Here is a 25,350-nt window from a genome sequence, read left to right as displayed (position 1 = left end):
GGTGGTTGCTTCCGCCTGCCGAATTCACCAACTGCAACACCGTGACTCGCCATCCGCCGCACCCACCGGACTCGGCGCGGCTCCGCGGGGATCGCGAATGTTCGGTCGGCGGTTTGTTGCTCATCCCAGGAGACCTCGGAATGGGGCTGCGGCAGGAGAGGCGAGCGTCACCTCATCCACCGGTGTCACAGGCTCGCGATTGCCTGCCTTTCGGCCCTGGTGCCTCGGGCTCGAAAGTGGTAGCCGACTGTGCGTTCCGGTGGGACGTCGAACACGCGGGCACGGCGAGCGAGCCCGCGTGCCGAACGGGTTGCCCCTCGATGGGCGGCTATGTGCCGGTAGCGCCGCGCATTTGCCATCCGTCCTTGTCGACACTGACGGTCAGCACATCGGATCGGATGCGCACCCCGCAGACCTGCAACGGGAGATAGCGTGCGGGGACGGCGGGTTCGAAAGAGGGGACGCCCCCGTCCCCTGGTTCCAATCGCAGCAGAGAGCGTACGAAAAGCAGCGGGGCGGCCGCCGCCCACGCTTGGGGTGAGCAGGAAGTGGGATATGGTACGGGAGCACGGAATTCGTCGCGGTCGAAGCCGCAGAACAGCTCGGGCAGTCGGTAGCCGAAGCGGGCGGCGGCATCGAGCATCCCGTCGATGACGGTGGCGGCGTGGTCGCGGAAGCCGTAGCGGGTCAGGCCCGCCGCGCAGATGGCGTTGTCGTGCGGCCACACCGACCCGTTGTGATAGCTGACCGGGTTGTAGGCGCCCATATCGGCCGCGAGGGTGCGAATTCCCCAGCCGCTGAACATCGTCGGGGACAGCAGCAGATCCGCGACGCGTTCGGCGCGGTCCTCGTCGATGATGCCGGTCCACAGGCAGTGACCGATATTGGAGGTGAGCGCGTCGATGGGGCGTTTGTCGCGATCCAGACCCACGGCGTACCAGCCGCGTTCGGGCAGCCAGAAGGCGTCGTTGAACGCGGTCTTCAATGCGGACGCGCGCAGACGCAGCTTCCCGGCGACACCGTTCTCACCCGCGGCGTCGGCCAGTTCCGCGCGCGCCAGATACGCGGCATAGACGTAGCCCTGGACCTCGGCCAGCGCGATGGGCGGTTCGGGCATGGCGCCATCGGCGCGGTTGATGCCGTCCCAGGAATCCTTCCAGCCCTGGTTGGCCAGTCCGTGTTCGGCGAAGCGACTGTATTCGACGAAACCGTCGCCGTCCGCGTCGCCGTATTCGGTGATCCAGGCCAGGGCGCGGTCGGCGTGCGGGAGCAGTTCCGCGCGCACGGCGGGGTCGATGCCCCAGCGCGCCAACTCGCCGAGCAGCATGACGAAAAGCGGTGTGGCGTCGGCGGTTCCGTAGTAGACGGTATCGCCGCCGAGCAGTTTCGTCGCGGCCCGGCCGAAGCGCACCTCGTGCGGGATGCGGCCCGGCTGCTCCTCGGTGGCCTCGTTCTCGGCGCTGCCCTGCAGATCGGCGAGGGTCTGCAAGGTGCCGAGCGCGAGTTGGCGATCGAGCGGGAGCACCATCCACGAGGTGAGCAGCGAATCGCGGCCGAACAGCGTCATGAACCAGGGCGCGCCCGCGGCCACCACGGCCCGATCCCGGTGACGCGGATCGAAGATGCGCAAGGTGCCGAGGTCGGCGAGGGTGCGGCGCAGCACCCTGGCCAGCAGTTCGCTGCCGGTTTCCACCCGCGGCGCGCTGGCCTGCCATTCGCGCAGCCGCACGGCCGGGGCGCTGGTCTGCACCGAGGTGCCGCACGGATAGCGCGGCGCGAGCGGGGCGTCGCCGAGTGCTGGGCGGTATTCCAGGCAGGTGGTCCATTCCTCGTGGGCCGGGATATGGGCGTCCCAGTGCAGGGCCTGCCCCGCCGCGCTCGCCCCCGTCGCGTGCACCGACATGCCCAGGCCCGTACCTTGGTGGACGAATCGCAGTGCGCCGTCCTCGGTTTCGATACTCGGCGGGGGTTGCTCGGAGCGGCGTCCCTCCTTGACCTCGAAGAGGTCGGCGAAGTCGGAGCCCAATTCCAGCGCGATGCGGCAGTCGATCCCGTGTGCGGACAGATTGCGCACGGTGAGATCCTCGCGCATACCGTCGCCGACGTGGCGGGCCAGCACCACCAGCACCGGACTGTCGGCCTGCCCCGGCTGCGGGGCGCGGCGGCCGAGCATGGTGGCGCTGTAGGGTTCGCCCGACTCGACGGTGAGGGGTTGCGGGGCCGCGCCGTCGATGGTGAGTCGCCAGTGCGAGAGCACCCTGGTATCGCGGACGAACAGGCCCTGCGGGCGGTCGGCGGCGACCTCGCCACCCGGTCCGCTCAGACAGAAGGTGGACCCTTCGACCAGCGTGATCTCCGCGCCGCCCGATTCGGGGGCGCTCGTCCACGGTGTGGTCACCGGACGGATTCCGCTATCGGATCGACCTGCGGGTCGCCCATGCGCCAGCGCTCGCCGCAGTCCTCGCAGCGCAGCGTGGTCTCCTCGCAGCCGCCGACAATGGCGACATTGTCCGAACCGCAGTGCGGACATGCGGTGAGGGGTCCGAAGATGGCACCGAAGTCGAGCGCGGCCGAATAGTTCATGATTCCAGCACACCGCGCGCGAATCGCGTTCTCCAGAGTCGGAGGTCCCTATCTGCGGGTGTCGCGGCGGTGGGCGTGTCGAGCCGGGCGAGGCTGGTGCTGCACGTGTTATCTAGAGTGAAAACAGGGGTTGTCCAGGTGGAACAGGGAGGTTGGTCTGCACCGTGTTCGAGCGGATATTGCGCTGGGTCGCATCTCGCAATACACGTCGAGGATTCGGTCGGCCGTGCGAAACCACGCGCCGATAACTCCTTGCGAACGGGCGTAGGCTTCGAGCTGTGGAAGATCGAAATGAGATGGCATCCCGTGCTTTTCGGTTCGCGGTCGGCGTTCACATCGCCGGTTCGCGCAAAGAGTGGCAGGACAAGGCGCGGCGCGCGGAAGACCTCGGATTCGACGTCGTCCAGGTACCCGATCATCTGGGAATGACCTCCCCGTTCCCCACCCTCATCACCATGGCGGAGGCGACCGAGCGCATTCGGGTCGGCACCATGGTGCTCAATGCGGGTTTCTATCGGCCCGCCCTGCTCGCCCGCGATATCGCCACCGTGGACCAGCTCACGGACGGGCGATTCGAAGTCGGTCTCGGTGCGGGGCCGAACTTCGCGAAACCCGAATTCGAACTCGCCGGGCTGCCGTTTCCCAGTGGGGGCAAGCGCATCGAATACCTGGGGGAGACGATCCGCGAAATCCGGGCGCTCTTCGCCAAAGACCATGTGCCCGCGGTCAATCGTCACATCCCGCTGTTGGTGGCGGGCCACGGGAACCGGGTGGTGCGTTTGGCCGCCGAGCACGCGGATACGGTTTCGCTGGCCGGGGTGGACATTCCCGCCGACATCGATTCCGACGAGACGGGCAGGGCCGCGCTCGCCGAGCGCGTCGAATATGTGCGCGCCGCCGCCGGATCCCGTTTCGCCGATATCGAACTCGGCCTGATGATTCAGGCCGTGGATCTGCACGGATCCGGTGAGCCGGACCTCACCCTGCCGCGAATGTTCAACCAGGGATTGACCGACGCGCAGTTGCGTCACCTGCCCGGCTTCCTCTCCGGTTCCGCGAGCGATATCGCCGATACGCTCCGGCACTACCGCGACACATATGCCCTCTCGCACTACGCCGTCACGGAAACCGATATGACCGCACTCGCGAAGGCGATCGAACTGCTGCGCTGAGCGGTCATCGCAGTTCGCGCCGCAGGATTTTGCCGGTGGCCGTCTTCGGAATCTCCGCCAGGATCTCCACCCGACGCGGATATTTGTAGGCGGCCATGCGCTGCTTCGCGAAGGCGATGAGTTCCTCGGGTGTCACCGCCGCACCGGGTTTGAGCGAGACGAACGCGTGCACGGTCTCGCCCCGATACGGGTCGGGCACCCCGACCACCGCCGCCTCTCGAACGGCCGGATGCTCGTACAGGACGTCTTCGACCTCGCGCGGCCACACCTTGAAACCGCCCGCGTTGATCTGGTCTTTGCTCCGGTCGACGATGTAGAACCAGCCATCGGCATCCATGTAGCCGACATCACCGGTGCGCAGGGTGCCATCGCAAATCGCTTGCTCCCCTGGCCTATTCCAGTAACCTGCCGCTACCTGCGGACCCGAGATCACCAGTTCGCCCACCTCGCCGGGCGGCAGATCCGTGCCGTCCGGGCCGACGATCCGCACCACGGTGTTGTAGACGGGAACCCCGACCGAGAGCGCGCCCGGGGTCGGGTCGACGGGGGCCTCGGCACCCAACGGGACGGCGTGCGACGGCGAGGTGGTTTCGGTGAGCCCGTAGATATTGTGGATGTAGTGGCCGAAGGCGGCGGCGAAATCCTGAACGGTGCTCGGCGGAATGGGTGCGCCACCGGAGTAGATCTTGGTCAGGGTGGCCAGGTCCTCTCGTCGCGCGGCAGGGGAATTCAGCAAAGCGATGAACACGGTGACGGACCCGACGGTGAAGGTCGCGGACTGTTCGCGCGCTGTTCGCAGCGTCAGTTCCGGATCGAGCCGATACATGAGTACCAGCGGCATACCGGTCAGCAGTGACACGGCTATGTGCCCGATCAAACCCGTGACGTGGAACAGCGGCGCGATCCCCAGCGTGACATCCGTGCCGTCGAGGTCGATCCAGTCGCGGTAGGTGCGGGCGTTGAACACCACATTGCGATGGGTGGTCATCGCGCCTTTGGGTGGGCCGGTGGTGCCCGAGGTGTAGGTGAGGAAGGCGATATCGTCCGGGCCGAGTTCGCTCGGCGGTGGGGTCGTGTCGCGGTGCTGTTGCAGGAACTCGAGCAGATCGGTGGCGCCGGGGCAGTCGATTCGGGCAATCCCCGCGAAAACCGTTTGGTCGTTCCGAGTTTGGAGGTCCAATTCGGAGGTGGTCAGCATGATGCGCACCGAGGTGTTCGGCGCGACCCGCGCCGCCACGTCCCGGTGCAGCGATTGCAGGCAGACGAGAACCGTTGCGCCGCTGTCGGTCAGGAGTTCGGCGAGTTCGCGCTCCTTGTACATCGGGTTGATGGAGACCGTGCAGCCGCCCGCCTTCCAAGCACCAAGTTGCGCGATCACGAACTGGGGCACGTTCTGGAGATAGAGCGCGACCCTATCGCCCGCGGCGAAGCCCGCCGCGAGCAGTCCGGAGGCGAAAGCGTCTGTCATCGCGTCGAGTTCGGCGAAGGTGATTCGGCCATCGAAGTAGCGCAGGGCATCACCCTCGGGATTGCGCGCGACCGCGGCCTTGAACATGGCGACAGTGTTCGGATACTCGGGTTCGATCTCGGCGGGGTGGCCGGGGGTGTAGCGCGCGAGCCATGGTCTGCGGTCGTAGTCGGTCATCCTCGCCTCCTCGTCTGGCACCTACCCGGCCGAGCGATCGTTCGGTAGATGTTCAGCCATGATGCGGGTCACGCTGGCAGTCGTCAACTTTCGCGTTTGTCCTATGGTTGGCATGTTTAGATATATCAAACACGCATGATGGGAGTTCCGGATGGCCCTTCCCCACGAGGAGGCGGTCGGCGCGCGGATCCGCGCGGCGCGGCAGTCGCGCCGAATCAGCTTGCGCGCGCTCGCGGCGATGATCGAGGTGAGCCCGGCTACCCTCAGCCAGATCGAGAACGGGCACACCAAACTGAGCGTCACCCGGCTGCACCGCATCGCGGATCGACTCGGTATGAGCGTGACGGAGATCCTCGCCGCGGACACGTTTGTTGCGCACCAGAGAGATTCACCTATCCAATCCGATTGGCGCGTCTATGGTCGACTCGAGTTCGATCCGGTCCTGCGCGCGGCCCTCGCCGAATTCCTCGAGGTCGGCTACCACGGCGCCACCGTCCGCGGCATCGCTACCCGCGCCGACCTGTCGGTTTCCGGGATCTACCACCACTACGCGAGCAAACAGCAGATGCTGCTGAACATCCTCGAACACACCATGTCCGAACTGCTCACCCGCTCGAAGGCGGCCAGGGCCGCGGGCCGTGACCCGGTCGAACGCTTCTGTCTACTCATCGAGAACCTCGCCCTCTTCCACACCCACCGCCGCGAACTGGGATTCGTCGGCGCCGCCGAAATGCGCAGCCTCACCCCGAGCAACCACCGCCAGATCGCGGCCCGCCGCAATGCCCAGCAGCGTATGGTCGACCACGAGGTCGAACAGGCTGTTCTCGCCGGACACTTCCGCGCCGATCTACCCCATGAGGCCGCCCGCTCAGCCGTCACCCTCTGCACCGCGCTGCCCACTTGGTGGCGTCCCGGTGGTCCTTCCGGGCCGGAAGATATAGCCAGACAGTATGTAGGGTTCGCGCTCGATCTGCTGCGGGCATCCGCGCGGTGAGGTCGGGCGGTACGTTTCGCTGATTTCCTCCCGCCGAGACGGGGTTTACCCTTCAGCCGTGCACGGCGCCGCGAGTGGAGGCGCGTTGCGGACGATACTTCAGCGACTGCTGGATTGTCCCGACGATTGATCCGACCCGCGCCCGACGGCGGGGCTAAGATCGAATGGGGTGTCGAGCTCGACTGGAACACCTGTCTCTCAGGGGGTTTGAGCAGAGGAGAATGTCGTGCGCACTGAGGGAGATACCTGGGACATCGTCAGCAGCGTCGGCGTCACGGCGTTGGGTGTGGCGGCAGCGCGGGCCTTGGCTACCACCCGTCCGGACGCGCTGGTGCACGATGAATACGCGGCGCGTTTCGTGGAGGCGGCCGGACACGAAGGTATGCGGAAATTCGTGCGGGACCAGTTGGACGACACGGGCGTACCGGTGGCGCTCATGGGTTTTCGGACCAAGTTCTATGACGATCACTTCTCGGCGGCGGCCGCGGCCGGAGTGCGTCAGGCGGTGATTCTCGCGGCCGGACTGGATGCGCGGGCCTACCGGCTGGACTGGCCCGCGGGGATGGTCGTCTTCGAACTCGATCAGCCGCGGGTGCTGGAATTCAAAGCGCGGGTGTTGACCGAATCGCAGCCTGCGGCGCGGCGCGTGGAGGTGCCGATCGACCTGCGCGCGGACTGGCCCGCCGCCCTCGTCGCCGCCGGATTCGACGCGGCGGCCCCGACGGTGTGGAGTGCCGAGGGGCTGCTGCCGTATCTGCCCGGTCCGGCGCAGGACGCGCTGTTCGAACGGATCGACCGACTCTCGGCGCCCGGCAGCAGCCTGGCCACCGAGATGCTCACCGACCCGTCGGCCATGGCCGATATCGGCAAATTCCAGGCGCTGTGCCCGGCCTTCACCGGAATCGATCTGCGACAACTCGTCTACGTGGACGAGCGCGCCGATCCGGACGCGTGGTTCACCGCGCACGGCTGGTCGGTCGAGATGACCACCACGCCGCAGTTGGCCGAGCGCTACCACCGACCCATGCCGGAGATCCCGCCCGAATACGCGCCGATGTTCGACAGCTCGGTCTTCCTGAGTGCGATCCGCCACTGACTAAGGCGTACCTTATTCGATGTTATCGTCGATTGATGGACGTCCCCATTGGCGCGGTCACCCGCCGCTTCGGGCTGCGACCCTCGACCCTGCACTATTGGGAGCGGCGGGGTCTGTTGACGCCGCGTCGGCGGGCGGGTTGGCGCTACTACGGCGAGGAAGAGGTCTTCCGCATCGCGCTCATCGCCACCTGTCGTGCCGTCGGATTGCGCGTCGGCGAGATCGCCGCCGTCCTGGATGAGGCAGGGGCAGAACCGGATTGGCGCACGGTGGTGAAGGCCAGGATGGTCGAGATGGAGGAACAGATCGCGGCATTGACCTCCGCCCGCGCCTATCTCGACACTCTGATCAGCTGCCCCCTCGATGCCGAACTGCACACCTGCCCGGACTTCCGTGACAATGTAGCCAGTCGCTGGCCTGCCGCGTAGCGGGCGCAATAGACCTGCGCACGGCCGGAGCAAAGGCGGAGGCAGTCCTAGTAGACGTGCCGCGATCTGGTGATGCCGAGGAAGGCGATGAGCGTGCCCGCGAGCGTGGTCAGGGGGAGCCAGGTGAGCGAGAGACCGAGAAGGGCTGCGCCGCAGGCCGATCCGGAGGCGATGCCGATCTGGTAGCAGGTCACGTAGACGGCGGAGGCGCGGTCCTGGTCGCGGCCCGCGGCGCGGATGATGCCGGATTGGAAGATGGGGCCGATCGCGGCGTAGGCGGCGAGTTCCGCCGCAGTTGCGGCCAAGTGGTTCGCGCGGCGACGCCGCGATGCCCGAACAGGGTGAGGCTGCCCGCGAAGGGGCGGGAAAAGCGCTCGACCAGCGCGGGATTCGGGATGCCGCCGCGGTTCAGCGCGCGAATGCGGGCCACATCGAGTACACCGGCGCGGGTGGCCACCGGGTCCGAGGGGAGTCCGCCGTGCACATCGACGACCAACTCGGTGCGGATGTGTTCGTCCAAGGTGGCGCGCAGGAAATTCCGAATGCGCTCGCCGTGAATGCGATCGAGATCTCTTCCGTCTGGAATAAGCATCGAAGGGGAATGGCAAGGCTTGCTTGATTTCGGTAAGTCCGAATCGGGGGGATGTTCGGACGATCGGTAGGATTCGTACCGGCGATAGCGCAGCGCGCTCGCCGGGTCCGTCACGAACGGGCCGCCGGAGGATATCGGTTCGCGCGCGGGTGAGTGAGCGGGGGCGTTCGGTGGTACACCAACTACATGACAGAAGCGGTGGGCAGGGCAGGCGCGCCGATAATCGCTCGCTCGGCCGAATTTTGGGGATATGCGATGTGGGGGTTGGCCGGGGTGGCCATCGCCGTTCCGGAGTTGGCGTCGGTGTTCCGGCTCGGGCCGTGGCCGACCATCTCCGCGACCATCGGCCATCTTGCCGTGCAGCACAACTGGGTTCGACTGCTGGTGGTGTTCGTGATCGTCGTGCTCGCCTACTACGCGGTGGCGCAACTGCGCGGTGATCCAACCGAGCCGAAGGTGGTCAACGGCCGCCAACTCACCGCGAACGGCCGTGTGACAACGGATATCTCGTCGGTGCGCTACGTGAACTTCGAGGGCTACCTGCTTGCGTCGGTCGCCTCCTACGCGGTGGGGATCGCGGTGGCCGTGGCCGAGGGCAGGATCCATCCCGACTCCTATCTCGGCGCGTACGTCCTCTACGGATTGATCGCGCTCATGTGGATCGTCGTGCCGAGTGTGCTGGCGCTGTTCCGCCGCGAGGTGCCGTTCCCGACGCTGTTCCGCACCATCGGCTATCTCGAGCGGCGCGCCCATCCGGTCGCGGCGGTTCTGCTGGCGCTACTGGTGATCCTGCTGTTGCACCTGGCGTTCTATCCCTGGCCGACCATCGCGTCCTGACCGGTCCGCCCAGCCGACCCGAATCTTCCGCACCGCGCCCGCGCGGCCCGAAATACAGGTATGACGATCAACCGGGACGGGTCCGAATGCCGCGTCCGGCTGCGTATTCTCGGCCCGATCGAAGTATTCGACGGCGACCGGGTCCTCGAAGTGGCGCGCCCGCTCGAGCGGGCGCTGCTGGTTCGTTTGGCGCTGGCCCGCACCAATCCGGTTCCGGACGCGCGATTGGTGGCCGATCTCTGGGGCGACGGGTACCTGACCCGTCCCGCGCCCCGACTGCGGGTGCTGGTCTCTCGGCTGCGTGCCGCATTGGGTGAGTGCGCGTGCGCGGTGACGCGGACGCCCGGCGGTTATCGTGCCGATGTCGAGGTGTCCGATCTGCGGGTGGCCGAGGATATCGCCCAGCGGTTGCACGCCGCCGCCCGCGCGGGTCGCTGCGCGCAGGTGCGCCGGTCCGCGCGGGCGGCGGCGGCGCTGTGGCGGGGGCCCGCGCTGGCAGATGTGGTGACCGCGCCGTTCGCCGCCGTCGAGGCGGCGCGGCTGGAGCAATGGCGGCTCGGTCTGGTGGTCGCCGGGTTGGAGGCCGGATTGCGGCTCGGGGCCGATACCGAGGTCGTCACCGAACTGGCGGGCCTGGTGGGGGCCGATCCACTGCACGAGCCGCTGGCCAGGGTGCACGCGCTCGCGCTCTACCGCACCGGAGCCCAGGGCGATGCGCTCGACCGGTTGCACCGGCTGCGCCGCGGCCTGGTTCGCGCACTCGGTGTGGATCCGGCCCCGGAGACGGTGGAGTTGGAACAGCGCATCCTGCACCATGATCCGGCGCTGCGCCGACCGCGCAACCGCTCGGTGCTGCCCTCCGCCGAAACCGCTTCCGCCACATCGCTTCCCGCGCCAACCAATAGTTTCGTCGGGCGTGGTCGCGCACTGCCCGCGCTGCTGGCTCGACTCGAGAAGTCCGGCGCGACAACGCTGGTCGGTGGTCCGGGCAGCGGCAAGTCCCGGCTCGCCATCGAGGCCGCGCGTCGCGCCGCCGCGACGGGACGCCTTGTCGTCTACACCGACCTGTCGGTGCTGTCCGACCCGGACAGCGTCGGGCGGGCGATCGCCCGCGCGGTGGGCGTGGACCACGACCCCGACCTCTGCGCGGCCGCGAACGCCCTCCGCGGCGGACTGCTGCTGTTCGACAATGCCGACCACCTCGCCGACGGTATCGGCGACCTGGTAGCCGCTCTGCTGCGCGCCGCACCGGGCCTGACGGTGCTGACCACCTCGCGGCGCCCGCTCGGCGGACGCGGTGAACTCAGGATCGCCGTGGGGCCGCTGAACCACGGTGCGGGACTGGAACTTTTCGCCGATCGCGCGGCCGGGCCGCTGATCGGGGTCGACCTGGCCTCCGCATGGGCCGTCTGCGCCTCGGTGGACTGGATTCCCCTGGGCATCGAACTCGCCGCGGGCTTGACCCGCATGTTCACCGTGGCCCAACTGGCGCGGCGAGTCGGATGCCCATAATGGAGATATGTCGGATGTCCTGCGGATCGGGGACCGATTCGGCGACTATTCGGTGCGTGCGCTCCTGGGCGTCGGTGGATCCGCCGAGGTGTATCTGGCCGAGGACGCGGTGCGGGAGGAGTTGGTGGCACTGAAGGTCGCGGTGGCGGGCGACGACGAGGTGCGGCGCCGTTTCCGGAACGAGATCGTGATCGCGGGCGGATTGCGGCACCCGAACATCGCGCCGATCTACGGGCATGGGGAATGGGAGGCGATGCTGTGGCTGGCCTATCCCTATTTTCCCGGTGGCTGCGCGGGGGAGTTGGTGGCGCGCCCGAGTGGCGGTATCGAGATCGCGCGGGTGCTTCGGGTATTGGCGGGCGTCGCCGACGCACTGGACTACCTGCACGGCCTCGAATTGGTGCACCTCGATGTCAAGCCGACGAATATGCTTGTGGGGGAGGGGGATTCGGGTGTGCTCACCGATTTCGGCATTGCCAGGGGATGGACCGGCCCCCGGTCGCGGGCGCCGGTCGGGGTTGGGTCACTGCCGTATGCCGCGCCCGAGGTGCTCGCCGGCGCCGCGCCGACGCCTGCGGCAGATCAATACTCGCTGGCTTGCTCGGCCATCGAATTCCTCACGGGCCACCCGCCTTTCCCGCTGCCGAGTCGCCGCGCGGTGCTGACCGCGCACCTGCGCAGCGCACCGCCCGACGTGTCGTGGCGTCGGCCGTGGATACCGCACGCGGTCGATTCGATCCTGGCCAAATCGCTGGCGAAGCGACCCGAAGCCCGCTACGCCTCGTGCGCCGAACCGATTCGGCTGATCACCCGCGCTTTGCGCGATGCGGATCCACCACGGCTCAGGCCAAACCGTTGACGTGGGCGTAGACCACCGCCTGCACTCGATCCCGCAGCCCGAGCTTGGAAAGTATCCGGGAGACATGGGTTTTCACCGTCTCCTCGCTGACGCCGAGCGCCGCCGCGATCTCGGCATTGGCTTTGCCCTCGGCCAACCGCCCGAGCACCTCGCGTTCGCGCGCGGTGAGCCGGTCCAAACCGACCGGCTCCGGTCGCGGCGCCAGAGATGCGGTGAAACGCTCGATCAGCCGCCGGGTGACGGTGGGATCGATCAGTGCGTCACCGCGCGCCGCGACGCGCAGCGCCGCGACGAGTTCCGCGGTCGGCATGCTCTTGAGCAGGAAGCCGCTGGCCCCGGCCCGCAGCGCGCGATAGACGTAGTCGTCTATGTCGTAGGTGGTCAGCACGACGACACGCACCCCCGTACCGGGCACGGCGAGTATGGCCTCCGCGGCGGCGAGCCCGTCGAGTTTGGGCATGCGGATATCGAGGAGCACGATATCCGGCCGCAGCCGAAGAGCTTCGGCGATGGCGGTGCGGCCGTCGCCCGCCTCGCCGACGCAGGTCATATCGGGCTGGGTTTGCACCGCGAGCCGCAATCCGGAGCGGAACGTGGCGTGATCGTCCACCAGGAGAATGCGCAGGGTCATGACACCGCCAGCGGGAAGGTGACGGTGGTGTGCCAAACGCCGTCCTCGATGCCGTAGTCCACCTTTCCATCGAAAAGGACGGCGCGACGGTGTATCCCGGCCAAACCGCGACCCGATGACTCGGCGGGAGCCGACCGGGTCTGCAGTCGATTCTCGCTCGACAGGGTCAGGGTGTCGTGCCCGCGATCGATGCGCAGCCGGACCGGACCCGCGCCGTGGCGCAGTGCGTTGGTGAGCATCTCCTGGGTGATGCGGTACAGGGCGATATCGAGCGAACCGGGAACCGGACCGTCACCGGTCGGTTCCACCAGCACCTGCAGTCCGGCCGCACGCACACCGTCGATCAATTCGTCGAGATTGGCCAGACCCGGTTGCCGTGCGCCGTCCTCGTCGGTCCCGTGCAGCAGATCCAGCATGCGGCGCAGATCGGCCATCGCCGCCCGGCTCGACCCCTCCACCTCGTTCAGCGCCCGCTCCAGGATCGGCGCACCCGTCGGCGTGCCCATGCCCAGCCGCGCCGCGCCCGCGTGCACGCCGATCGCGCTGACGTGGTGGGAGACCATATCGTGCAGGTCCAGCGCGATGGCGCGGCGCTCATCGGCCACCGCCTGCGCGATGGCCGCTTGGGCGTCGCGGCGGGCGTTGTCGGCCTTGCGATCGAGTTCGGCGAGGTGGGCGCGGCGCGCGGTGGTGTACCGGCCGACCAGCCAGGGCAGCGCCGCACCGCGCAGTCCGATGAGCAGCAGCACCGCGAGATCGTAGTGACTGCCCAGCATTCGCGTGGCGATCTCCCCGCCGAAAAGTGTGGCAATGGCCAGTGCCCCCGGCCACCCGCGCGACCACGCGCCGACCCGATAGGCTGCGATCATCGTGCCGGTGTCGTTGTGCCCGTGCGTGGCGATCGTGCCTGCCAACAGCACCTCGGCGATCAGCATAACCGCCACGTTCAGCACTGCGACCTGACTCGAGTATTGAGCGGGCGCGATGAGCGCGAGATCCGCGACGACGATCAGGCCGATCACCACCCAGTACACCCACTGGCCCGCCATCTCATCGAAGACCCGCAGAATCCAGCCCACATCGGCCACCAGGCAGCCCAGCGCGACCAATTGGGACTGCCTGGCCAGGCTCTTCACGTTGTTCGGCTTTCTCGAGCCCACTGCCGCTGTATCCATATCCGCCGAATCCTGACACAGGTGTTGTTCGAACATCACCCTCGGGAGGGACGGGCACTCACCTTCTGCGGTGATGTATGACCGGCCTTTCGTCTCTAGCGTGGTGGTCGATGATGCATACCATTCGCGGAAGAATCGCGAGTCTCTGTGGGGTCCTGTGTGGTGTCGGTCTGATCTTGATCGGACCGGGAGTGCCTGCGCGGGCGGATAGTCCGTCCTCGGGCGGTGATGTTCAGGTCGCCCAGAGCCTCGGCGGGCGGGAGTTGACGGTGATCCTGCGGCGACTGACCTCGGTGCCAGGTCCGCTGCGGATCGATGTGGTCAGCCACGTCGGGGACCGACCGGGGCGGCTGGCGCTCACCGGGCTGTGCACCGGCGGCACACCGGGCGATGTGCCGCGCGCGAGCGTCGAATTGCCCGGCACGCCAGGGATGTACAGCACCACGCTCGAGATCGATCGAGCGGGTCCGTGGGAACTGGCCATCGACGATGGACAGCATGTCGCGCGCATCCCCTTCCTGGCGAGTCCCCAGGTGACCTCGCCGCCGGAACGCGTCGTCTACGGCGGATTCGCCGCGGCCGGAATCTGTCTGGTGCTCACGGTGATCGTCGCGACCCGGACTCGGCGCGGCGGTTGGGCATTGATTCCGGCCGGGGGACTGGTCGCCGGAATCTCGGTCGCCGTCACCGCCGCGATCCTCTCGGTGCTGTTCCCGCTGCCGCCGCAACCGGGCGCGCAGTTGGATCCGACGGTCGGCAATGTGACCGATCCCTACACTCGAATCCAGCCACCCATCACGAATTTCTCCCGGCCGCCCGCGAATCTGACGGCGGCGGCGCAGTCTTCGCCCGACGGACCCCGATTGACCTTCGAACTCACCGACGCCGCAACGGGTTATCCGGTGGACGACCTGGTCGTGCACGACAGCGCACTGGTGCATCTGCTGCTGATCGCCCCCTCCGGCACACTGTGGCACCTGCATCCGATCCGCACCGCTCCCGGTAGCTACGAGGTCGGCCTGCCCGCGCCGGAGCCGGGACACTACGCGGTGGCCGCCGAATTCTCCCGGCGCGGCGGCGGCGTGCAGCAGGTCCGGGTCGCCGATGGATTCGATATCGGCGAGGGCACACCGGTTCCCGTCACCGTTCCTGCCGGACCGGGTACGCACCTGATCAACGGCAACCCGGTAGACGTCACGGTCTCCACCGTGGCAGCAGCGTCATTGGGGGCGCCCACCTCGCTGACCGCGACTTTCGGCACTGCGGCCGATCTGCAACCTTGGCTGGGGATGACCGGGCACATGATCGTCGCCGGTCCGCTGAATCCGGCCGAACCCGCGGGCAGTGCCACCCAGCGCGCCCCGCTGCTGGCCCACGTCCACTCGATGACCGGGCGCGCGGGCTCCCTGCTCTACAACACCGCGCCCGCCAATGGCGACAGCTCACCCGATGAATCGGTGGCGAATCTCGGTCCTGCCGTACCCTTTACCTACCTGTTCCCCATGCCGGGCCGCTACCGGATCTGGATTCAGGCCGAGCGCGGCTACCAGGTGTTGACCGTGCCGTTCACAGTCGAGGTAACGCCGTGACCATCGAACATCCGCGCAGGCGCGGGGTCGGCTTGGTGGTCGGACTGGCTGTGCTCGCCGCGGCAGTGGTTCTGGTGTGGTCGCTGTGGCCCGCGCCCGAGGGGCCAATGGTGGTGTCCGCCACCAGCGCGCGGCATTCGGTGGTGCTCACCGCCTCGAATCTGCGCGTCGGCACCACCACGGTGGAGCTCGACGTCAAGGATGCGCAAGGGCAGCCCGCCGCGCCCGATCAGGTGCGGGTGGAACCTGTCATGGCCATGATGGGCCATGCGATCGGCGCGGTGGTCGCCACGCCCACCGAGGCGGGTCACTTTCGGGCCGAAGGTGTTGCGCTGACCATGACGGGTCAGTGGCAGATCACCGTCACCCTGGTCGACCGGGGCGGCACCGACCGGCTGTCCGTCCCCGTCCAGGTCGGTACCTGAAAAATCAAGTGAGAAAGGATCTTTCATGGATATCTCGGCGACCCACGCGGGTGAGCTGAGCCGATCCCGATCGGCGGTGCGTCTTGACGCCGAACAAGCGGGTGCGGTGGCGGTGCTGCTGGGCACCCTGGTGACCCTGATCGGGTTGAGCTGGGATGTGCAGTGGCACGACGATGTCGGCCCCGACACCTTCTTCACTCTGCCGCACCTATTCCTCTACTCCGGCAGTGCCATCGCCGGATTCGCCGGCTTGGCGATGGTGCTGCGGGCCACTGCTGCCCAGCGCGCCGGGCGTTCTGCGGGCCAACTGGGGGGCGGCGCGCCCGTAAGGGTATTCGGCGGATACTTCACCGCGCCACTGGGCTATCTGGTCGCCGGCACCGGCGCCGCCTCGTTCCTGCTGTACGGGTTGCTCGATCTGATGTGGCATTCCATCTACGGATTCGACGCGGTGCTGAACTCACCGCCGCATATCGCGCTGTTTCTGTCCATGTCCATCACCATGGCGGGAAGTGTCATTGTTTTCGCCGCCGCGCGCGAGGAACGGTGGGGCCGTGCGGGGATCGCGGTCGCGGTGCCGATTCTCATGACCTTCACTCCGATCACGGCGTTGGCATTTCAGGTGCTCCATCTGCCGATCGACCCGCACCTGCTCGGCACCATCTTCTTCGTGGTGCTGCTGGTGGTGCTGGCGGCGGGGGTGCTGCGCCGACCGTTCGGCGCCACCGCGGTCGCGATGTCGGCCGGTGTCATGCAGGTCGTCCTGTGGTTCTTCTCACCCTGGGCGGCAAGGGTTTACGCGGATTGGGTCGGATTGCCGCTGCGCGACGGGATCGAGGGGCGACTGCCACCCATTCCCGCCGCACTGCCGATGTTTCTGATCGTCTTCGCGCTGGCTGTCGACGCGATTCGCCTACTGGCCGGGCGCCGCGGCTGGTCCGGCAGGCTGGTGCCTGTGGCGCTGGGCGCGCTCGGCGGTGTGATCATCGGATCCACCATGGCCGCGCAACGATCGATGTTCGCGAATTATCCGCTGCCGCCGGTGAATTTTGTGATCATGGCCGCGCTCTGGGGGATCCCGATCGGCGCGCTCGCCGGATTCCTCGGTCACCGACTGGCGCTGATGCTGCGCTACCGCGAACGAACGGAGGCATGAGATGCGGGTAGTCCGTTCCCTCGCAGCCTGTTTGGGCATCACACTGCTGATGCTGCTGCTGCCGGGCACTACCGCCTCGGCGGTCACCCCGGTGACCATCGTGCACACCGAACACATCAAAGCCGGACCCTACGACGTGACCCTCGGTTTCTCGGTCTGGCCGCTGCGCGCCATGCAGTCATTGGACTTCACCTTCAGTCCTGACGGTGGGATCGCCGGGAAATCGGGCGCGTTGATGATGACCGGACCTGGTATCAAACGCAAGGATCGCAATGAGCCACTGGTCCGCCATCCCCGCCAGCGCGATGACTGGGGTCTGGATGTGCGCTCACTCGACGCCCCCGGCACCTACACCATTGGTTTCAAGATCGATGGTCCGGCCGGTCACGGCGAGGGCAGGTTGGAGAACCTGACCGTGCTGGATCAGCCCGGTCCGCCGATAGCGCTCAGTTGGGCGGTGTGCTCACTGCCGCTCTTGGCTCTGATCGGCCTGCTCGCGGTGTGCTGGCGGCGGGTGCGGCCGGGACGGATGGCGGCGAAGACACCGCTGTAGCGCGGTTCGCTGGTCGACGAACCACCCCGTGTGCCATGGTGTCCTGATGTTCGGCACGCGGGTGAGCAGAATGCGGTGGCGGTCCGAAGCCGGCCGGCTGGTGACGGTGATGGCCGTCGGATTCGGGCTCACCGTGGTGATCACCCGGCTGTACCTGATGGCCTCCGGCTATCCGAAGATCGGTGGCAACACCTACCACATCGCGCACGCGCTGTTCGGTGGACTGCTGCTGGTCATCGCCTGCCTGATGATGCTGCTGCTCATCGGGCGCACGGCGCTCACCACCGCGGCGGTGCTGTCCGGAGTCGGGCTCGGGCTGTTCATCGACGAGGTGGGCAAATTCATCACCGCCGACAACAACTACTTCTTCCCGCTCGCCGCGCCGATCATCTACCTGGCCTTCCTGCTGATCGTGCTGGTGGCACGCTATGCCGCGCGCACCAGGAAACGGCCGCCCGCACTGGTTTTGGCCGAGATCACCGAACAGGTCGGCGATCAGGTCGGCGCGCGCATCGGCCCGCAACGCCGCGATCAACTACTCGACCAACTGAATCGGTTGGACCGCAGGACATTCGGACCCGAGATGGTGGAATTGTGCACCGCGCTCACCGACTATCTGAAGGCCGCCCACGAGGACACCCGTCCCGCGCTGATGACCCGCGTGGTGCGCGCCGCGACCCGTGTCGAGGCGGCGCTGCTACCGCTGCCGCTGCTGCGCGCGCTGCTCATCGCCGTCATGTTCGCGCACGCGATCTGGACACTGCTGCGGTTGGTGCTCGCGGTGGTGGTGATGGCGGGTTGGCACACACCATGGCGGGAACTCGATCACCTGCTCGATCCGAGCCAGAATCACGGCTGGAAATCCCTTGTCGGCCTTGGTATCGCGGCCGTGGCGCAGGTGGTCGTGGCGCTGGGATACGGTGCGGCCGCGGTGCTCTGGACCCGAGGTCGCACGGAACTCGGTGTACGCCTGGGTATCTGGTCCAGTCTCGTCTCGCTCACCGTGGTGAATGTGCTGGCGAGCTACTTCAGCCAGTTCCTCACCGTTTTCACGGCGATCGCCGAGGCACTGCTGCTGTGGATGCTGATTCGCTTCCGGACGCGCTACTACGCCGCGGTCGGAGAGTAAGTCGGCGTCCCGGACTCGATGGTCCGGGACGACCACTACGTACGCACCAGACCGAGGACCGTGTGCGCGAAATCTATGAAGGTGCCCGACTGCTCCGGAACCCGATCCGGACCCTCCGAGACGACAATGCGGCGGCTGCGTTCCCCGATCGCGTCGGGAATGAGGGCGATATGCGTCTCCGCGAGTTCCGGCAGCGTCGGATCGGCCGTGCGGGCCTGCGCGTAGAAGGCGCGATAGAGCTGAGTGAAGCGGTCCGCCGCCAGATCGCGATAGGCCACCGCGGCCTGATCGACCTTGAACGATTCGACCAAGACCACCCGCGCGAAATCGGATTCGCTGGCCACCGTGTGACAGTAGGTGGTGATCATGCAGGAGATCTTGGACGAGGCGGTGGCATCGGCCGGTAAACGCACCAGTTCGTCGGCGATGCGCGAGGCCACGATCTCGATCCCGGTGTGCACCGCCTCGACGAAACACTGCTCCTTATTGGTGAAATGCTCGTAGAAGGTGCTGCGCGAGACGCGGGCGCTGCCGACGATATCGCTGAGCGTCGTCGCCGAATACCCTTTGCGGTCAACACATTCCACCATCGCTCCGATGAGCCTGCCGCGCTGCGAGGTCATGACGGCCGCCCTGGTGATCCGGTGCCGTTCGGCGAAACCGGTGTGCTCCGGTGGGTTCGCGCGCAACTGCTCTTCGGGCATCCATTCCCTCTTTCGCGTCCCGTCGGGTCGACTCGAACGCTCCCCGACGCCAGGACCCGCGACTCGAGCCCGGCAAGGACCCCATTATGGGGTGTTGCCACCGGCGGTTCGGTTCGGGTGCGGCCCAGCGGAATACCCGATAGACCTTTTCGGACGCACCCCACCTGCCCGATGACCTCGGTTACGCTGCTGAAACTATTGGCTCTCGGCTCCGAGAATCCACCCCGCCCCGGCCCCGAATCGGCCGAACAATGGCCATACATGCGTAAGAGTATGCGGCACTGGTGAATTCGTTGTGAGCGCAGGGGTTGCCTTCGAGAGGGGGCGACACGCGGTCGGCGTATCCTGCCTCGTTCGGCCCCGACGCCGACCTACCCTGGCGAATAACGGCACCCAGGGAGGCGCAGATGGCGGAGAAAGCGGCCAAGACCGCGGTCGGTCCGATGCTGGTCACCGCGATCGAACAGTACGAACCACCCGAACGGCGCTTGATCACCGATGACTTGGCCCTCGGCATGCTGCCCCTGGCCGCGCGGTGGTTGGTGGCGGCCGCCAAGTGGCCGCCACTGCGGCGGGCGCTGGTGTCCGCGGTCGAGCGGCAGGCATCAGGGTTGTGGCTCTGGATGCTGTGCCGCAAACGGTATTTCGACGACGCCCTGGTCGAATCCCTTGCCGCGGGCTGTCGGTCGGTGGTGATCCTCGGGGCAGGCTTCGATACCCGCGGTCGCCGCCTGGCGTGCGACACTCCGGTCTTCGAAGTGGATCAGGCGCGCAATATCGCTGCCAAGCGCGCCCGCGCCACCATCCCGGCGAATGTCACCCTGGTCCCCATCGACTTCGAAAAGGATGACCTGGCAACCGTTCTCGACGCCCACGGCTATCGCGCCGAATTCCCGACCGTCTTCGTGTGGGAGGGCGTCACCCAGTACCTCACCGAATCCGCCGTCCGCACCACCCTGTCCTCCCTCTCGCACGCCGCCCCCGGCAGCCGCCTCGGCTTCACCTTCGTCAGCGCCGACTTCATAGACGGCACCGCCGACTACGGCACCCCAATCCTGCGCCACAGCATGGTCGACAAGGGCATCTGGCTGTATGGGATAGCCCCGGAAGCTGTCGCCCCCCTCCTGGCCGAATACGGCTGGAACCTGCTGGAACAGCAGTCCGCCGCCGATTTTCGAATCAAATACCTCACCGAATCGAATCGCCCCGGCCCCATTCTCGAACTGGAACACTGCGCTTTCGCTCAAAAGCTTTGAAGCGTAGGAATTATTCACCTGACCTTTCCGGTCGGAAGAACATCGATCACCCATCGCGGAATTGTCAAATGGGTTTGTGTGCAAGAAATTTGGTGGCGGACCCGGCGGGGGAGATCTAGCGTTTCGGTGCATGGAACAGCGGGAGATTCGGGCCGACTTCGATCGGGAGACGATCGTGGTTTATCAGGCGTTCGGGCCGGAGATCGCGGCGGCGGCGTTGGGGGAGGCGGTGCTGACAAGTCCGGTGCGACGGATATACAAGGACGCGAACGAGTGGCGGGCGCGGTTCAAGCGGGCGCCGGTGCATGTCCAGTGGGATCCCGAATACGCGCTGCGCGGCGGCAAGTTGGCCCATCGCAGCATCCAGGTGGGGCTTTCCCGTCACATTATCGAGCGGTATGTGGCGGACTGGACGGTTGAGATAAGGGATATGACCCCGGTGGCGCACCGGATGGCGCAGCATCTGCGCGCGGGGAACGTCGATCGCGCCAAACCGCTACTGCCGCCCGAGCGTTCGTATCCGCTCGACGCGGACCTGGCGTTTCGCGTGGACGTCTCCCCGACCTGGGGAGAGTGACCGGTATCACAATCGATGTCATAGCCCAATACTTGCCGGGTCATTTCCGGAGAAACAACCGATCGGTAACCGCAAGGTGCGCGGGTGCGGCGAGATGGGGTTGTGCACAAGACAACTCGGCCGTTGCGGGTCGTGATCATGCGAAACGTTGTCATTGGTAAGGCATGTCGGGTGATCCGTCGAGTGTGATCGATAACCCTGCTAGGGTGATCCAATCGTCGGGCTCCGGGTTGCTGGCGGGTCCAACTGTGGGCGGAATCGCCTGTCCCGCAGGCACTGTGAGGCGGTGCGCCGCGCGGTGCGGGATCGCGGGTCGCCGGGTGTCCGACGCGGACCGCATCCGGGCTGATCGGTGAGGGTCGGTGTGAGGAAGGTGAGACGAGACTGTACTGGGAGCACCCTGCCCGCCATCCCCCTCGTGACGTGGTCAGATTTCCGGGCGATCCTCGAGCCGGTCGACGACGAGAGAATTGATGAATTTGGATATGGCCGTGGTACTTCCGTGGATCATCGCTGCCGTCCTCGTACTCGCCGCGGTGTGGTACGCGGCGTGGTCCGGACGGAGCAAGAAGGTCCGGATCGACGAGTTGACGAGCGAACAGCGCGCCCGTGAGGACGCCCTCGAGCACTTCGCCGTCACCACACTACCCTCGGTCACCGACGCGGTGCGCCGCTTCGAGACCGCTCCCGCCGTGGACCTGCCCGCGGGACTGGAGGATTCGCGCTTCGCCCAGTATCTGCGCTGGATCGCCGAACGCAGTGCCGACGACCTGCGCGTGGTGCAGGCCGAGGCGCGCGAGCGCGCGGTCCACGAGGCCGAGGAGCACACCCAGCAGGCCGTGGTCACCGCCGAGGACGCGGTGCGCGGCAAGATCAACAACACCGCCCGCGAAGCGACCAGCGCGGCGGTGCGCTCCTTCGGCACCTCCGTGGTCAGCCTCGGTGCCGATGTCGGCCAGGTGGTCAGCGCCGCGCTGCGCGAGCACCGCGACGACGAGGTGTACGCCACCCTGACCCGCATCGACCACACCGTCCAGCAGATGATCCGCCAGGCCCAGTCCTATGTGATCGTCTCCGGTGGTCTGCCCGGACGCCGCTGGCCCGCCCAGTCGCTCACCGACGTGGTCGGCGGCGCGATCGGCCGCGTCCGCGACTATCTGCGGGTGCGCCCGAATCAGCTCGATCGCATTGTCATCAGCCGCGCGGTCGAACCGCTGGTGCACACCCTGGCCACCCTGCTCGACAACGCGCTGCGCTACTCCCCACCCACCTCCTATGTCGACATCTCCTTCCAGGAGGGTCATCACGGGGTCACGGTGATCGTGGACGACGCGGGCGTGCGAATGAACTCCGAGCAGATGGAGGAGGCCAGGCAGGTGCTCGCCAACGAGCGCCCGGTCGATATCCATCAGCTCGGCCCCTCGCCGAAGGTCGGTTTTCCCGGTATCGCCGCGCTGGCCCGCCGCTACGGTTTCACGGTCTACATCGACGGCCCGAACGCGTACGGCGGCATGCGCGCCATGGTCTACATCCCGGAGGCGCTTCTTGTTACGCCGCAGGCGACGTCCGAACCCCTACCGCAGCACCAGTTCATCGAACCGGCCCGAGTGTCGGAGCCGGTCATGGTGACCAGCAGCCCCAACGGTGAGGAGTACACCCAGGAGCCGCCGTTCGCGGTGCACGACATCACCAATGGCGGTCTGCCCAAGCGGCGTCGCCGGGAGGTGTCGCCCGCGCTGCGGGCCGACGGCCCGCGCACCGACCCCGGTCTGGCGCGTCCGGAAATCGCGGCCGCCTGGCAGACCGGATCCAAGAGCGGCCGTGCCGCCGTATCCGATGAGAGCGAAGGGATGAGTTCCTGATGGGCACACCGGCAACCGACAGCGGTAACAAGTTGGCCTGGCTACTCGAGGATCTTCAAGTGCCAGGGGTTCGTTTCGCGGTCCTGTTATCCGAGGACGGCCTGCGGATCGCGCATTCGTCCGGCGTGGCCAAGGATGATGCCGAGCGTTTCGCGGCCGCCGCCTCCGGGCTGCGTTCCTTGGGGAAGGCGCTCAGCGAGTTCTGCGGCGGCCCCGCGAGCGCGGTGCGTCAGAACATGACCGAGTACGACAGCGGCATGATCATGATCACCGCGGCGGGCGAGGGTGCGCTGCTCGGTGTTTCGACCTACAGCGATATCGATGTGGGTCTCATCGCGCACCGAATGAACGAGCTCGCGGGCCGGGTGGGCCGCGAGTTGGGGGCGGAACCGCGCAGGAGAGCTGACGTGCCATGAGCAGGCCACGTCGCGATCCAGACCTGGTGCGCGCGTATGTGCGCACCGGGGGACGCTCGCGGGCCACGCGTGACCTCGATCTGGTCACCCTCGTGGTCGCCAGTGGTGATCCGGCGCAGGGCGCCAGCGCCGATGCGCGCCGGGTGATGGATGTGGTCCGGCGCGGATCGCTGTCCATCGCCGAGATCGCCGCCTACCTCGATCAACCGCCGTCGGTGATCAAGATCATCGCCTCCGATCTTCTCGACAGCGGACACCTCAGTTCACCGACCCCGGCCGAGGCGCTGCCGGACCTGGCCCTCTTGGAGGAGGTACTCAATGGGCTCCGTGCTCTCGCCGTCTGAGGTCGACTACGTCCCCGAGACGGTGATCAGGTCGGTCAAGTTATTGGTGGCGGGCAATTTCGGAGTCGGCAAGACGACTTTCGTCGGCAGCGTGTCGGAGATCAAGCCGCTGCGCACCGAGGAGACCATCACCGAGGCCAGCGTCGGCGTGGACGATATGGCCGGGCTGTCCGGTAAGTCGACCACCACGGTGGCGATGGATTTCGGTCGTATCACGCTGAGTCCCAAGCTGGCCCTGTATCTGTTCGGCACGCCGGGACAGCAGCGATTCGTGCCGCTGTGGGAGGAGTTGGCGCGCGGTGCGCTCGGCGCGCTGGTGCTCGTCGACACCCGACGCATCGATAAGGCCGACGAGGTGCTCGCGGTGCTCGAGGAGCGCGGGGTGCCGTATTCGGTGGCCGTCAACCAATTCGAGGGCATGCCCGCCTATCCGCTCTCCGAGGTGCGCGACGCGCTGGATCTCACACCCGATACACCGTTGACGATTTTGGATGCGCGCGATCGGGGGACCTGTCTGCGTTCGCTGATCACCCTCGTCGAATACCTATTCCATCGCATGGAAGGCAGTCAGTGATTCCACCCCAGTCCCTCAATGGCGGCCCGGCGCACGGGTCGCCGATCAATACCGACGGACCGCGGGTTGCCCTGTATTCCGAAGAATTCGCCGCCGATCCGCATACCGCCTACCGGCATATGCGCAAAAGATTCGGTTCGCTGGTGCCGATCGATCTCGCGCCCGGCCTACCCGCCACCCTGGTGATCGGTTATCACACCGCATTGCGAATTCTCAATGATCCCGAGCATTTTCCGGCCGATCCGCGCCTGTGGCAGCGCGAGATGCCTGCCGACTGTCCGCTGCTGCCGATGCTGGGGTGGCGGCCCAACGCGCTGCGCAGCGCCGGACTCGAACATCTGCGCCTGCGTCAGGCCAATACCGCGGCCATCGGCGAAATTGATTTGCACGCACTGCATTCCACGGTGGAGCAGCTCGCGATCCCGCTCATCAATGATTTCGTGGGCGATGGCAGTGCCGATCTCATCGGCCAGTACGCCTATCCGCTGATCTTCGCGGTGCTCAATGCCATTCTCGGGTGCCCGCCCGATCTCGGTCAGCAGGTATCCACCGCCATGGCGGACCTTTTCGAGGGCGTCGAAACCGACCAGGCCAATCAGATGATCGCCGACGCGCTGTTCGAGCTGACCCGGCTCAAGCGCGCGCAGCCGGAGAACGATGTCACCTCCCGGCTCATCGCGCATTCGGCGGGCCTGTCCGACGAGGAGATGATCCATCAGCTCGTCACCCTCTACGGCGCGGGTATCGAACCGCAGCAGAATCTGATCGTCAATACGCTGCTGCTGATGCTCACCGACGATCGTTTCGCGGGAAATGTGTTGGGCGGCAGTCTATCCACCCGCGATGCGCTGGACGAGGTGCTGTTCACCGACCCGCCGATGGCCAACTACTGCATCAGCTATCCCAAGCAGCCGATACTCATCGACGAGGTGTGGCTGCCCGCGCATCAGCCGGTGGTGATCAGCATGACCGGATGCAACAACGATCCGGCTATCGACACCGGCGACTACACCGACAATCGTTCGCATCTGGCGTGGAGTGTCGGTCCGCACGCCTGTCCGGCGCGGTCGGTGGCCTACCTGGTGGTGCAGGACGCGATCGATCAACTTCTCGACGCGCTGCCAGAGATGCGGTTGTCCGTTCGGCCCGAACATCTGGTGTGGCGGCCAGGACCCTTCCATCGAGCTCTGGTGTCCCTCCCGGTCACCTTTCCGAAGTCACCGCCGTTGCATGTGTATTAA

General features: G+C 66.8%; 27 protein-coding genes. 20 read left to right on the top strand and 7 right to left on the bottom strand.

Annotation, left to right across the window (positions count from 1 at the left end):
- Window positions 1-328: 328 nt before the first annotated feature.
- Both D5S18_RS21095 and D5S18_RS35840 read right to left on the bottom strand, forming a co-directional pair.
- Window positions 329-2,398 carry an amylo-alpha-1,6-glucosidase gene (locus tag D5S18_RS21095; RefSeq protein ID WP_239003905.1) on the bottom strand — a complete coding sequence of 690 codons (2,070 nt, stop codon included), beginning with the start codon at window positions 2,396-2,398 and terminating at the stop codon, window positions 329-331.
- Entirely contained in the window at window positions 2,395-2,583 is a 189-nt protein-coding gene (locus tag D5S18_RS35840) for a hypothetical protein (protein WP_239003904.1), read from the bottom strand. The genes D5S18_RS21095 and D5S18_RS35840 overlap by 4 nt, the downstream gene beginning before the upstream one ends.
- 278 nt (window positions 2,584-2,861) lie before the next feature.
- Here D5S18_RS35840 and D5S18_RS21090 point away from each other — a divergent pair, with 278 nt between their 5' ends.
- Complete coding sequence (locus D5S18_RS21090; protein WP_239003903.1) at window positions 2,862-3,755, top strand: TIGR03621 family F420-dependent LLM class oxidoreductase; 894 nt, start codon at window positions 2,862-2,864, stop codon at window positions 3,753-3,755.
- A gap of 4 nt (window positions 3,756-3,759) precedes the next feature.
- Here the strand turns inward: D5S18_RS21090 and D5S18_RS21085 are convergent, their stop codons facing one another.
- Complete coding sequence (locus D5S18_RS21085) at window positions 3,760-5,400, bottom strand: long-chain-fatty-acid--CoA ligase (RefSeq protein ID WP_120042748.1); 1,641 nt, start codon at window positions 5,398-5,400, stop codon at window positions 3,760-3,762.
- A gap of 151 nt (window positions 5,401-5,551) precedes the next feature.
- Between D5S18_RS21085 and D5S18_RS21080 the strand changes: the two genes are divergently transcribed.
- The 3 genes from D5S18_RS21080 (at window position 5,552) to D5S18_RS21070 (ending at window position 7,918) form a co-directional block, all read left to right on the top strand.
- The gene (locus tag D5S18_RS21080; RefSeq protein ID WP_120042747.1) at window positions 5,552-6,394 is read left to right on the top strand and encodes a TetR-type transcription factor C-terminal domain-containing protein; all 843 of its coding nucleotides are present in this window, start codon (window positions 5,552-5,554) and stop codon (window positions 6,392-6,394) included.
- 226 nt (window positions 6,395-6,620) lie between these two features.
- The gene (locus D5S18_RS21075; protein ID WP_120042746.1) at window positions 6,621-7,490 is read left to right on the top strand and encodes an SAM-dependent methyltransferase; all 870 of its coding nucleotides are present in this window, start codon (window positions 6,621-6,623) and stop codon (window positions 7,488-7,490) included.
- Between the two features lie 35 nt (window positions 7,491-7,525).
- The gene (locus D5S18_RS21070) at window positions 7,526-7,918 is read left to right on the top strand and encodes a helix-turn-helix domain-containing protein (RefSeq protein ID WP_120042745.1); all 393 of its coding nucleotides are present in this window, start codon (window positions 7,526-7,528) and stop codon (window positions 7,916-7,918) included.
- 47 nt (window positions 7,919-7,965) lie between these two features.
- Here D5S18_RS21070 and D5S18_RS21065 read toward each other — a convergent pair whose 3' ends face one another.
- Window positions 7,966-8,223 carry a hypothetical protein gene (locus D5S18_RS21065; protein WP_120042744.1) on the bottom strand — a complete coding sequence of 86 codons (258 nt, stop codon included), beginning with the start codon at window positions 8,221-8,223 and terminating at the stop codon, window positions 7,966-7,968.
- A 23-nt stretch (window positions 8,224-8,246) separates the two neighbouring features.
- Between D5S18_RS21065 and D5S18_RS21060 the strand changes: the two genes are divergently transcribed.
- The 4 genes from D5S18_RS21060 to D5S18_RS21045 all read left to right on the top strand — a co-directional run bounded on the left by D5S18_RS21060 (window position 8,247) and on the right by D5S18_RS21045 (window position 11,718).
- Window positions 8,247-8,537 carry a hypothetical protein gene (locus tag D5S18_RS21060; protein ID WP_120042743.1) on the top strand — a complete coding sequence of 97 codons (291 nt, stop codon included), beginning with the start codon at window positions 8,247-8,249 and terminating at the stop codon, window positions 8,535-8,537.
- Window positions 8,538-8,696: 159 nt separating this feature from the next.
- Window positions 8,697-9,347 carry a hypothetical protein gene (locus D5S18_RS21055; protein ID WP_147404040.1) on the top strand — a complete coding sequence of 217 codons (651 nt, stop codon included), beginning with the start codon at window positions 8,697-8,699 and terminating at the stop codon, window positions 9,345-9,347.
- 60 nt (window positions 9,348-9,407) lie between these two features.
- Window positions 9,408-10,859: an AfsR/SARP family transcriptional regulator gene (locus tag D5S18_RS21050; protein WP_120042741.1), complete on the top strand. Its 1,452-nt coding sequence runs from the start codon at window positions 9,408-9,410 to the stop codon at window positions 10,857-10,859.
- Window positions 10,860-10,866: 7 nt separating this feature from the next.
- Entirely contained in the window at window positions 10,867-11,718 is an 852-nt protein-coding gene (locus D5S18_RS21045; protein ID WP_120042740.1) for a serine/threonine-protein kinase, read from the top strand.
- Here D5S18_RS21045 and D5S18_RS21040 read toward each other — a convergent pair.
- Window positions 11,702-12,349, bottom strand: a complete 648-nt coding sequence (locus D5S18_RS21040) for a response regulator (RefSeq protein ID WP_120042739.1) — start codon at window positions 12,347-12,349, stop codon at window positions 11,702-11,704. The genes D5S18_RS21045 and D5S18_RS21040 overlap by 17 nt on opposite strands.
- Window positions 12,346-13,524 (bottom strand): sensor histidine kinase, encoded by a 1,179-nt coding sequence (locus D5S18_RS21035; RefSeq protein ID WP_120042919.1) that lies wholly within the window; start codon window positions 13,522-13,524, stop codon window positions 12,346-12,348. The genes D5S18_RS21040 and D5S18_RS21035 overlap by 4 nt, the downstream gene beginning before the upstream one ends.
- Window positions 13,525-13,715: 191 nt before the next feature.
- Here D5S18_RS21035 and D5S18_RS21030 point away from each other — a divergent pair, with 191 nt between their 5' ends.
- Genes D5S18_RS21030 through D5S18_RS21010 form a run of 5 tightly spaced genes read left to right on the top strand, consistent with a single transcriptional unit; the run spans window position 13,716 to window position 18,376 of the window.
- Window positions 13,716-15,113 (top strand): DUF8832 domain-containing protein, encoded by a 1,398-nt coding sequence (locus D5S18_RS21030; protein WP_239003902.1) that lies wholly within the window; start codon window positions 13,716-13,718, stop codon window positions 15,111-15,113.
- Window positions 15,110-15,538 carry a FixH family protein gene (locus D5S18_RS21025; RefSeq protein ID WP_203236835.1) on the top strand — a complete coding sequence of 143 codons (429 nt, stop codon included), beginning with the start codon at window positions 15,110-15,112 and terminating at the stop codon, window positions 15,536-15,538. The genes D5S18_RS21030 and D5S18_RS21025 overlap by 4 nt, the downstream gene beginning before the upstream one ends.
- A 25-nt stretch (window positions 15,539-15,563) precedes the next feature.
- A complete protein-coding gene (locus tag D5S18_RS21020) occupies window positions 15,564-16,694 on the top strand; it encodes a hypothetical protein (RefSeq protein ID WP_239003901.1) in 1,131 nt (376 codons plus the stop codon).
- Window position 16,695: 1 nt separating this feature from the next.
- Window positions 16,696-17,247 (top strand): hypothetical protein, encoded by a 552-nt coding sequence (locus D5S18_RS21015; protein WP_162500984.1) that lies wholly within the window; start codon window positions 16,696-16,698, stop codon window positions 17,245-17,247.
- Between the two features lie 46 nt (window positions 17,248-17,293).
- Window positions 17,294-18,376 (top strand): hypothetical protein, encoded by a 1,083-nt coding sequence (locus D5S18_RS21010; RefSeq protein WP_120042738.1) that lies wholly within the window; start codon window positions 17,294-17,296, stop codon window positions 18,374-18,376.
- Window positions 18,377-18,411: 35 nt separating this feature from the next.
- Here D5S18_RS21010 and D5S18_RS21005 read toward each other — a convergent pair whose 3' ends face one another.
- Window positions 18,412-19,080 carry a TetR/AcrR family transcriptional regulator gene (locus D5S18_RS21005; RefSeq protein ID WP_120042737.1) on the bottom strand — a complete coding sequence of 223 codons (669 nt, stop codon included), beginning with the start codon at window positions 19,078-19,080 and terminating at the stop codon, window positions 18,412-18,414.
- A gap of 407 nt (window positions 19,081-19,487) precedes the next feature.
- Between D5S18_RS21005 and D5S18_RS21000 the strand changes: the two genes are divergently transcribed.
- The 7 genes from D5S18_RS21000 (at window position 19,488) to D5S18_RS20970 (ending at window position 25,350) form a co-directional block, all read left to right on the top strand.
- Window positions 19,488-20,336 (top strand): SAM-dependent methyltransferase, encoded by an 849-nt coding sequence (locus D5S18_RS21000; RefSeq protein ID WP_120042736.1) that lies wholly within the window; start codon window positions 19,488-19,490, stop codon window positions 20,334-20,336.
- 130 nt (window positions 20,337-20,466) lie between these two features.
- Complete coding sequence (locus D5S18_RS20995) at window positions 20,467-20,913, top strand: DUF4291 family protein (protein ID WP_120042735.1); 447 nt, start codon at window positions 20,467-20,469, stop codon at window positions 20,911-20,913.
- Window positions 20,914-21,386: 473 nt separating this feature from the next.
- Window positions 21,387-22,775, top strand: coding sequence for an ATP-binding protein (locus D5S18_RS20990; RefSeq protein WP_120042734.1), 1,389 nt, complete (start codon window positions 21,387-21,389; stop codon window positions 22,773-22,775).
- A complete protein-coding gene (locus D5S18_RS20985; RefSeq protein WP_120042733.1) occupies window positions 22,775-23,191 on the top strand; it encodes a roadblock/LC7 domain-containing protein in 417 nt (138 codons plus the stop codon). The genes D5S18_RS20990 and D5S18_RS20985 overlap by 1 nt, the downstream gene beginning before the upstream one ends.
- Window positions 23,188-23,535, top strand: a complete 348-nt coding sequence (locus D5S18_RS20980; RefSeq protein ID WP_120042732.1) for a DUF742 domain-containing protein — start codon at window positions 23,188-23,190, stop codon at window positions 23,533-23,535. The genes D5S18_RS20985 and D5S18_RS20980 overlap by 4 nt, the downstream gene beginning before the upstream one ends.
- Complete coding sequence (locus D5S18_RS20975) at window positions 23,510-24,109, top strand: GTP-binding protein (RefSeq protein ID WP_120042731.1); 600 nt, start codon at window positions 23,510-23,512, stop codon at window positions 24,107-24,109. The genes D5S18_RS20980 and D5S18_RS20975 overlap by 26 nt, the downstream gene beginning before the upstream one ends.
- On the top strand, window positions 24,106-25,350 hold the full coding sequence (locus D5S18_RS20970; protein WP_120042730.1) for a cytochrome P450 family protein: 1,245 nt from the start codon (window positions 24,106-24,108) through the stop codon (window positions 25,348-25,350). Before D5S18_RS20975 ends, D5S18_RS20970 begins: the two co-directional genes overlap by 4 nt.

The organism is Nocardia panacis, assembly GCF_003598715.1.
GTDB lineage: Bacteria > Actinomycetota > Actinomycetes > Mycobacteriales > Mycobacteriaceae > Nocardia > Nocardia panacis.
The sequence above is the reverse complement of the archived record's forward strand: the minus strand, read 5'-3'. Positions and strand labels throughout refer to the sequence as shown.

Bases quoted from the DNA above. Each gene is read 5' to 3' on its own strand.
- D5S18_RS35840 (WP_239003904.1), bottom strand. From the start codon at position 2,583: ATGAACTATTCGGCCGCGCTCGACTTCGGTGCCATCTTCGGACCCCTC.
- D5S18_RS21085 (WP_120042748.1), bottom strand. From the start codon at position 5,400: ATGACCGACTACGACCGCAGACCATGGCTCGCGCGCTACACCCCCGGC.
- D5S18_RS21080 (WP_120042747.1), top strand. From the start codon at position 5,552: ATGGCCCTTCCCCACGAGGAGGCGGTCGGCGCGCGGATCCGCGCGGCG.
- D5S18_RS21070 (WP_120042745.1), top strand. From the start codon at position 7,526: ATGGACGTCCCCATTGGCGCGGTCACCCGCCGCTTCGGGCTGCGACCC.
- D5S18_RS21060 (WP_120042743.1), top strand. From the start codon at position 8,247: ATGCCCGAACAGGGTGAGGCTGCCCGCGAAGGGGCGGGAAAAGCGCTC.
- D5S18_RS21055 (WP_147404040.1), top strand. From the start codon at position 8,697: ATGACAGAAGCGGTGGGCAGGGCAGGCGCGCCGATAATCGCTCGCTCG.
- D5S18_RS21050 (WP_120042741.1), top strand. From the start codon at position 9,408: ATGACGATCAACCGGGACGGGTCCGAATGCCGCGTCCGGCTGCGTATT.
- D5S18_RS21045 (WP_120042740.1), top strand. From the start codon at position 10,867: ATGTCGGATGTCCTGCGGATCGGGGACCGATTCGGCGACTATTCGGTG.
- D5S18_RS21040 (WP_120042739.1), bottom strand. From the start codon at position 12,349: ATGACCCTGCGCATTCTCCTGGTGGACGATCACGCCACGTTCCGCTCC.
- D5S18_RS21035 (WP_120042919.1), bottom strand. From the start codon at position 13,524: ATGGATACAGCGGCAGTGGGCTCGAGAAAGCCGAACAACGTGAAGAGC.
- D5S18_RS21020 (WP_239003901.1), top strand. From the start codon at position 15,564: ATGGATATCTCGGCGACCCACGCGGGTGAGCTGAGCCGATCCCGATCG.
- D5S18_RS21015 (WP_162500984.1), top strand. From the start codon at position 16,696: ATGCGGGTAGTCCGTTCCCTCGCAGCCTGTTTGGGCATCACACTGCTG.
- D5S18_RS21010 (WP_120042738.1), top strand. From the start codon at position 17,294: ATGTTCGGCACGCGGGTGAGCAGAATGCGGTGGCGGTCCGAAGCCGGC.
- D5S18_RS21005 (WP_120042737.1), bottom strand. From the start codon at position 19,080: ATGCCCGAAGAGCAGTTGCGCGCGAACCCACCGGAGCACACCGGTTTC.
- D5S18_RS21000 (WP_120042736.1), top strand. From the start codon at position 19,488: ATGGCGGAGAAAGCGGCCAAGACCGCGGTCGGTCCGATGCTGGTCACC.
- D5S18_RS20995 (WP_120042735.1), top strand. From the start codon at position 20,467: ATGGAACAGCGGGAGATTCGGGCCGACTTCGATCGGGAGACGATCGTG.
- D5S18_RS20990 (WP_120042734.1), top strand. From the start codon at position 21,387: ATGAATTTGGATATGGCCGTGGTACTTCCGTGGATCATCGCTGCCGTC.
- D5S18_RS20985 (WP_120042733.1), top strand. From the start codon at position 22,775: ATGGGCACACCGGCAACCGACAGCGGTAACAAGTTGGCCTGGCTACTC.
- D5S18_RS20980 (WP_120042732.1), top strand. From the start codon at position 23,188: ATGAGCAGGCCACGTCGCGATCCAGACCTGGTGCGCGCGTATGTGCGC.
- D5S18_RS20975 (WP_120042731.1), top strand. From the start codon at position 23,510: ATGGGCTCCGTGCTCTCGCCGTCTGAGGTCGACTACGTCCCCGAGACG.